The sequence below is a fragment of the Fusobacterium sp. genome, from assembly GCF_032477075.1.
In the GTDB taxonomy this organism is placed as follows: Bacteria; Fusobacteriota; Fusobacteriia; order Fusobacteriales; family Fusobacteriaceae; genus Fusobacterium_A.
The window spans coordinates 20,725-27,454 of sequence record NZ_JAWDXO010000041.1; the positions used below are offsets into that span (position 1 = coordinate 20,725).

Sequence of the window (6,730 nt, forward strand, 5' to 3'; positions counted from 1 at the left end):
AATATATCAGTCTCTTTTATAATAGTTTTATAATGAAAATAAAATATTTTTTTTTAGAAATATAAAAAAATACTTTGATTTTTTTTAGAAATATACTATACTTATTTTAAAGAATATTATTATCTATAAATATGTTGCTAAACTAGAAATTTATTAATTTATAGTATGGAGGAATTAGATGGAAAAAGTTTATCAAGGAAAGACTAAAGATGTCTACAAATTAGAAAATGGAAATTTCCTGCTTGAATTTAAAGATGATTGTACAGGGAAAGATGGAGTATTTGATCCAGGTGAAAACTCAGTTGGATTAAAAATAGAAGGAATAGGAAAAGCTAACTTAAAGATGTCAGTTTACTTTTTTGAGATATTAAATAAATCAGGAGTAAAAACTCATTATATTTCTGCTGATGTAGAAAAAGGAACTATGGAGGTAGTACCAGCAAAACCATTTGGAAAAGGTCTTGAAGTGATATGTCGTTTTAAAGCTGTAGGAAGCTTCTATCGTCGTTATAAGGAATATATAGCAGAAGGTGGAGACTTACCTGCTTATGTGGAGACTACATTTAAAAATGATGCTTTAGGAGATCCTCTTGTAACTAAAGATGGATTAGTAGTCCTTAATGTAATGACCCCAGCACAGTATGATTCAATGAAAGAAAAAACACAGCTTATTTCCACAATAGTAAAAGATAGATTAGCTGAAAAAGACCTTGAACTTTATGATATTAAATTTGAATTTGGAATAGATAAAGATGGGGAAGTTATACTCATAGATGAAATAGCTTCTGGAAATATGCGTGTATATAAAGCTGGAAAAATAGTTGATCCTATGGATTTAACAGAAATGGTATTTGCATAGAATTTTATATAATTCAAATAAATATTATGAGAATAAAGAAATCAACTTAAGTAATTAGAAAGAGAACCTATAATATATTTTTTATTTTAACGGATTTATTCCAAAAAATTAAAAATCTACTTTTATTTTTTAAGAGAATATGATAGAATAATGATGGTCCATTGTACAAGAAGAAGTGTCTCTTTTGTAGCTTAACTTAAACAAATTAAAATTACTTCTTGTCATCACTAGGTTGACATTTTGTTTAATTTATGATATCATCTTATGGAAAAATATAATTTTTAAAATTTCTAGGAGGTTTTTAATTTGGCACATTCAAGATCAGCTAAAAAGAGAATATTAGTAGCAGAGAGAAACAGAGAAAGAAATCAAGCAGTAAAATCTAGAGTTAAAACTATGACTAAAAAAGTTTTAACAACTGTAGATACTAAAGATTTAGAAGCTTCAAAAACAGCTTTATCAGTAGCTTATAAAGAGTTAGATAAAGCAGTAAGCAAAGGAATCATGAAGAAAAATACAGCATCTAGAAAGAAAGCAAGATTAGCTGCTAAAGTAAACGCACTATAGGTTTTAGTATGTTTGAGGGTATCCAGATGTGGATATCCTTTTTTCTTTAAAAAATATTCAGAAGGAGCAAAGAATGATAAAATTAATAGTATTAGATGTAGATGGAACATTAACTGATGGCAAGCTCTATATGGATGATAAGGATAATAGTTTAAAGGCATTCGATGTAAAAGATGGATTTGCAATAGCTCAATGGATAAAACATGGAGGGATTACTGCCATTATCACTGGAAAGACTTCCATAATAGTTAAGCGAAGAACAGAAGAATTAGGAATACAGGAATTAGTACAAGGAGCTGGAAATAAAGTAGCTGAATTAAAAAAAATATTAGATAAATATAAAATATTGCCTGAAGAAACTGCTTATATGGGTGATGATATAAATGACTTAGGAGTGATGTCTATTGTGGGAATATCAGCAGCTCCTAAAAATGCAGTAAAAGAAGTTTTGGATAGAGTAAATTTTGTTTCTTCAAAAAATGGCGGAGATGGAGCTGTGAGAGAATTTTTTGAAAAAATAATGAAAGAAAATAATATTTGGGAAAAAATAATAGAAAAATATCTTAATGAAGGAAAATAAAAAAGATTAATATAAATAAAAACAGAACTCAATGTGGAGTTCTGTTTTTTAATATCTTTAAGTTTATTTTTAAGCTGTTATAACATCCAAGTGCGAGAATTTTTCACAAAGTTCTTTGTAGTTTTGTTTTAAGTATTTGAATTCTTCTTTTAGCTCCTTAGAGGCATTTTCAACTGATATAAGGCTTTTTACATCTTTACCACATTCTTTTACTATATTAGAAAAAAGAACATAAAGAAAAGCTAATGTGGTAGCTTTTATACCATTGAAGTCTATAACAACACTATCTCCTTTTTTTATTTTCCTAGCAACCATAGAACATAATTGTAGAGCTTTCTTAGGAGATACAAGGACAGAAGTTTCAAAAATTTTGCTTAATACAAGATTCATGATAGAACCCTCCTTTGTTATTATTATAATAAATCCTTCCTCACTTATATTATATATAGAAATTATAAAAAAGTCAAACTAAAAAAATTCACATTTTACTACAAAATAGTACGTTTGTTTTAATCTGGGTAAACAGCTCTTCCCTTTAATTTACCATCTGGATGATAATATTTCCAGGTACTAGTAGGAACACCATTTTTAAAATATCCTCTTACTTGAAGATTACCATTTTCATGATAAAGAAAATAGTCTCCATTATCACTTCCATTAACATAAGAAGTCTGCATAACTTTTAAACCATTTTCTTGATAGATAACATATTTTCCATTTAATTTTCCGTTTTTCCAATTTTCTATGGATTTAAGGGCGCCATTTGGAAAAAAAGTTACCCATTTACCATCAGGTTTACCATCAGTGTAGTAGTTTCTATCTTTTTTATCTACTACTTTTCCTGTAAAAGGAGTATCTTCGTTAAAATAATATGTAACACCATTCTCTTCTCTCATTCTTGAAGCATCTGCTGTATTAGGAGCGGACAAGCTAATTAAAGATATTGCTAAAAATATTGATAAAATTAAAATTTTCTTCATTTTCAATCACCTACTATTTTATTTTACCGTGTTTTAAAAAAAAATCAATAGATATTTACATTGAAATAAAAAAAATAAAGTGATAAACTAAAAGAAAGAGGATTAATTTAATGAAATGGAGGTATAAAAATGAGTTTAAACATAATAGAAAAAATAGAGAAAATATATTCTAAGACAGTTTCTCTTGTCAGCGAAGATAAAGTTAGATTTTGTGAATATATTTCTGATAAAAATAAAATATTTATAGAAAAAATGATGGAAAAAAATTCTTTCACAGGAAAAAAAGGGGAAAAATTAGAAGTTTCATTTTTAGAAGGGGAATCTTTAATAACGATATTATTTTTAGGAACAGGAAAAAAAGAAAATATAAATAGGGATATTATGAGAGAAGTAATATATAAAGGTTTGAAAGATATAACTGGAGATATCCTTATAGGAAGTGAAGATGAGGATTTAATAGATATAGAAATAATTGGGGAAGTAGCAGAACATATAGATTATAAATTTGATAAATATATGAGTGAAAAAAAGGATAAAAAATTAAACATACATTACTTTAAGGAAAAAAATGATATTACTGTTATTGAAAGTAAAGAATTAGGAAAGATAATGAATATAGTAAGGGATTTAATAAATGAACCTGCTTGTGTAATAACTCCAGAAAAACTGGCAGAAGAAACAGAGAAATTAGGAAGAGAATTTGGATTTGAAGTAGAAATACTAGAGGAAAAGGAAGCAGAAAAGTTGGAAATGAAAGCATTTTTTGCAGTAGGAAAAGCTTCTGTTAACAGACCAAAAGTTATAGTGATGAGATACAAAGGAGATATTGAAAGTGAAGAAAGAATAGGTTTAGTAGGAAAAGGGCTTACTTATGATACAGGAGGACTTTCTTTAAAACCTACATCAAGTATGTTGGATATGAAATCAGACATGGGTGGTGCAGCTACTGTAATAGGGACTATGTGTGCTCTTGGTAAAATGAAAATCAAAAAAAATGTTACAGCAGTGGTTGCTGCTTGTGAAAACGCAATAGGATCAAATGCATACAGACCTGGTGATATAATAGGAAGTATGAATGGTAAAACTATAGAAATAACAAATACAGATGCAGAAGGACGGCTTACTTTAGCTGATGCTTTAACATACATAATAAGAAAAGAAAATATAGATGAAATAATAGATGTGGCTACTTTAACTGGAGCAATAATGGTAGCTTTAGGGGATAATGTAACTGGAGTATTTTCAAATTCAGATGAAAATTACAAAAAATTAGAAGCTGCTGGTAAATATTGGGGAGAAAAATATTGGCAGATGCCAATTTTTGAAGAATATAGAGATATAATAAAGTCAGATGTAGCAGACCTAAAAAATAGCGCTGGAAGATTAGCTGGATCTATCACAGCAGCTAAATTTTTAGAGGAATTTGTAGAAGAAAAAACTTGGATGCACTTAGATATAGCTGGAACAGCATTTAGTGAAAAAAATGGAAAGTATTTTAAAAAAGGTGCAACTGGACAAGTAGTCAGAACTTTATATTCATATATAAAAGGATAAAAAAGTATTTACCAATAAAAGATAAATGTGATATAATAAGAAAAATATCTAATATAAAATAAAATATATAATATATTGTGGGAACTTTGGAGGAAAGAATGGAGAATAGTTATTCATTGCAGCTTATGATTGTCATTACACTAATGATGGTTTATAAGATTTCATTTATGGTTTAAAAAGTTAAAGGAAGAGACAAGAAGGAAAAATCCTGTTTTGTATCTTCCTTTTTCTTTTATTTGTTTAATAGTTTTAAACTAATAAAATTGAAGTAAAAAATGTACATTATATTAATCTGTATGGAATAGATGAAACCTTTTCTCCAGAATGGTAAATAACATTTCTCAATGAAGAAATTATCTGTTCCTTTAAAACTTTTTTAAAATTAGGAGGATAATAACCTATTTTAGCTTTTTTTAAAGCTTCTTTTTGAACAGCATTTGGAGAAACAAGAGGATAGAAACCAATTATAAAGCAACTCAGTATTTCCCAAAATTTTCTTATTTGAACATCTTCCAAACTTGGAAATGTTCTTTTTATAATTTTTATGAATCTAATTTGACAAGAGTTAAATTCTTCTTTAAATTCTATAAGCTTTTCTTCAGAAGCATTTTTTTCAAGATTAGTATATAAAATTGAAAACAGTTTTAAAAACCTCTCTTGCCTCTCTATTTCTTTGGCTAATATTTCAGAAAATTCATCAGTTTTTTTTGAAAAATCTCTATTCAATTTTATTTTCAGCTCAATTAATAATTTGTTAAATTCGTCTATTATAATTAACAAGTATATTTCTTCTTTAGAAGAAATATATTTATAAAGATTTCCTCTTGTGAAATTGGTTCCTTTAGCAATGTCTGCTAAAGTAATTTCATAAAAATCATGAGTATCAAATAGCTTGATAGCAGCATCTTTTATTTCTTGAATTCTAATTTTTCTTTGTTCCTCTGTCTTTACTCTTTCAAAATCCATTTTGCACTCCTTAAAGTATTTTAAATTTCATTATAATTATAACATATATTTTATATTTTAAAAAATATGTTTGTTATCAATACGAACAGTATATTTTTTATATAATATAAATGTTAAAAAATCATGTTTATCCTTGAAATAAAGAAAAATCTGTGTTATTATAAAACAACTAAGTAACACTGTGTTACTTACAAAAGGGAAGGAAAGGAGATTTTTAATTATGAAAGACTTGTGGAATGGGAGATTTGATAGTGATGAAGATATTGATTTGAGAATTTGGCAGATTGTAAAATCTTTTGAAAATATAGAAGAAGGATTTGGAGTTTGCTTTATAGGATATGATACAGATGATGGAATAAGGAGAAATCAAGGAAGAATAGGTGCTGAAAAAGGACCTAATGCAATAAGAAAGGCTATACAGTCATTTCCCATAATTGAAAATTTAAAAATTTATGATTATCAAAATTTAAAAAATAAAATTTTAGAAGAGGCGCAAAAAGAATATTCAACAAAAATTTATAATGTTATAAAAAAAGAAATTTTTCCCGTAGGATTAGGTGGGGGACATGATATAGTTTTTGCTTCTTACAATGGAATTAGAAAAGCTTATCCAGATAAAAAAATAGGGATTGTAAATTTTGATACTCATTTAGATATGCGACCTTATGAAAATGGAGCTAGTTCAGGTACTTCATTTAAGCAGATATTAGATATTGATGAAAATGTGAAATATTCAATAGTTGGTTTTAAAAAACAAGGAAATACAAAGAGACTGATTGATACAGCTAAAAATTATAATGTATTAATTTTAGATGAAGAAAATGATGAAAAATTTATAAATGATGAATTAAAAAAATACCTTGCTGATACAGATATTGTTTATGTAACTTTTTGTATGGATGTCTTTAATGCTTCTGATGCACTAGGGGTTTCAGCTCCAACAATAATGGGACTTGAACCTAAAAAAGGAAAAAGAATTTTGAGAGAAATTATGGAGAGTGGAAAGGTTGTATGTGTAGATTTTGCAGAAGTAAATCCAGAATATGATATAGATAACAGAACAGCAAAACTTGCAGGAAGTCTTATATATGATGTTATGAATAATTTAAAAAAATGATAAAATATAAAGAATCTGTTAATTTAAAATGAAAACTAGCTCTGAAAAGTTGAAAAGGTATAAAAAGTGCTTTTAGAAAATTTCTATCCTAAAAAAGAGTATCACAA

The 6,730-nt window shown here is 27.2% G+C and carries 8 protein-coding genes; 5 read left to right on the forward strand and 3 right to left on the reverse strand.

The genetic code is table 11. The features are described from left to right. The first annotated feature begins 178 nt into the window (after positions 1–178). The 3 genes from E6771_RS13725 to E6771_RS13735 all read left to right on the forward strand — a co-directional run bounded on the left by E6771_RS13725 (position 179) and on the right by E6771_RS13735 (position 2,006). The gene (locus tag E6771_RS13725; RefSeq protein ID WP_316091909.1) at positions 179–859 is read left to right on the forward strand and encodes a phosphoribosylaminoimidazolesuccinocarboxamide synthase; all 681 of its coding nucleotides are present in this window, start codon (positions 179–181) and stop codon (positions 857–859) included. Between the two features lie 306 nt (positions 860–1,165). Beyond that, on the forward strand, positions 1,166–1,426 hold the full coding sequence (gene rpsT, locus E6771_RS13730) for a 30S ribosomal protein S20 (RefSeq protein ID WP_005951467.1): 261 nt from the start codon (positions 1,166–1,168) through the stop codon (positions 1,424–1,426). 73 nt (positions 1,427–1,499) lie between these two features. Further along, entirely contained in the window at positions 1,500–2,006 is a 507-nt protein-coding gene (locus E6771_RS13735; RefSeq protein WP_316091910.1) for an HAD-IIIA family hydrolase, read from the forward strand. 69 nt (positions 2,007–2,075) lie between these two features. Here the strand turns inward: E6771_RS13735 and E6771_RS13740 are convergent, their stop codons facing one another. Together E6771_RS13740 and E6771_RS13745 are read right to left on the reverse strand one after the other, a co-directional pair. Further along, positions 2,076–2,396, reverse strand: coding sequence for an STAS-like domain-containing protein (locus tag E6771_RS13740; RefSeq protein WP_005976596.1), 321 nt, complete (start codon positions 2,394–2,396; stop codon positions 2,076–2,078). A 119-nt stretch (positions 2,397–2,515) separates the two neighbouring features. Continuing rightward, a complete protein-coding gene (locus tag E6771_RS13745; RefSeq protein WP_316091911.1) occupies positions 2,516–2,986 on the reverse strand; it encodes a toxin-antitoxin system YwqK family antitoxin in 471 nt (156 codons plus the stop codon). A gap of 129 nt (positions 2,987–3,115) precedes the next feature. On the opposite strand from E6771_RS13745, the gene E6771_RS13750 reads away from it, so the two are divergent. Next, positions 3,116–4,540: a leucyl aminopeptidase gene (locus E6771_RS13750; RefSeq protein ID WP_316091912.1), complete on the forward strand. Its 1,425-nt coding sequence runs from the start codon at positions 3,116–3,118 to the stop codon at positions 4,538–4,540. Between the two features lie 282 nt (positions 4,541–4,822). Here the strand turns inward: E6771_RS13750 and E6771_RS13755 are convergent, their stop codons facing one another. Then, positions 4,823–5,506: a TetR family transcriptional regulator gene (locus tag E6771_RS13755; RefSeq protein ID WP_316091913.1), complete on the reverse strand. Its 684-nt coding sequence runs from the start codon at positions 5,504–5,506 to the stop codon at positions 4,823–4,825. A 220-nt stretch (positions 5,507–5,726) separates the two neighbouring features. Between E6771_RS13755 and hutG the strand changes: the two genes are divergently transcribed. Continuing rightward, complete coding sequence (gene hutG, locus E6771_RS13760) at positions 5,727–6,623, forward strand: formimidoylglutamase (RefSeq protein ID WP_316091914.1); 897 nt, start codon at positions 5,727–5,729, stop codon at positions 6,621–6,623. Positions 6,624–6,730: the final 107 nt, after the last annotated feature.

Coding starts and splice junctions, on each gene's coding strand:
- E6771_RS13725 (WP_316091909.1), top strand. CDS start 179: ATGGAAAAAGTTTATCAAGGAAAGACTAAAGATGTCTACAAATTAGAA.
- E6771_RS13735 (WP_316091910.1), top strand. CDS start 1,500: ATGATAAAATTAATAGTATTAGATGTAGATGGAACATTAACTGATGGC.
- E6771_RS13740 (WP_005976596.1), bottom strand. CDS start 2,396: ATGAATCTTGTATTAAGCAAAATTTTTGAAACTTCTGTCCTTGTATCT.
- E6771_RS13745 (WP_316091911.1), bottom strand. CDS start 2,986: ATGAAGAAAATTTTAATTTTATCAATATTTTTAGCAATATCTTTAATT.
- E6771_RS13750 (WP_316091912.1), top strand. CDS start 3,116: ATGAGTTTAAACATAATAGAAAAAATAGAGAAAATATATTCTAAGACA.
- E6771_RS13755 (WP_316091913.1), bottom strand. CDS start 5,506: ATGGATTTTGAAAGAGTAAAGACAGAGGAACAAAGAAAAATTAGAATT.
- hutG (WP_316091914.1), top strand. CDS start 5,727: ATGAAAGACTTGTGGAATGGGAGATTTGATAGTGATGAAGATATTGAT.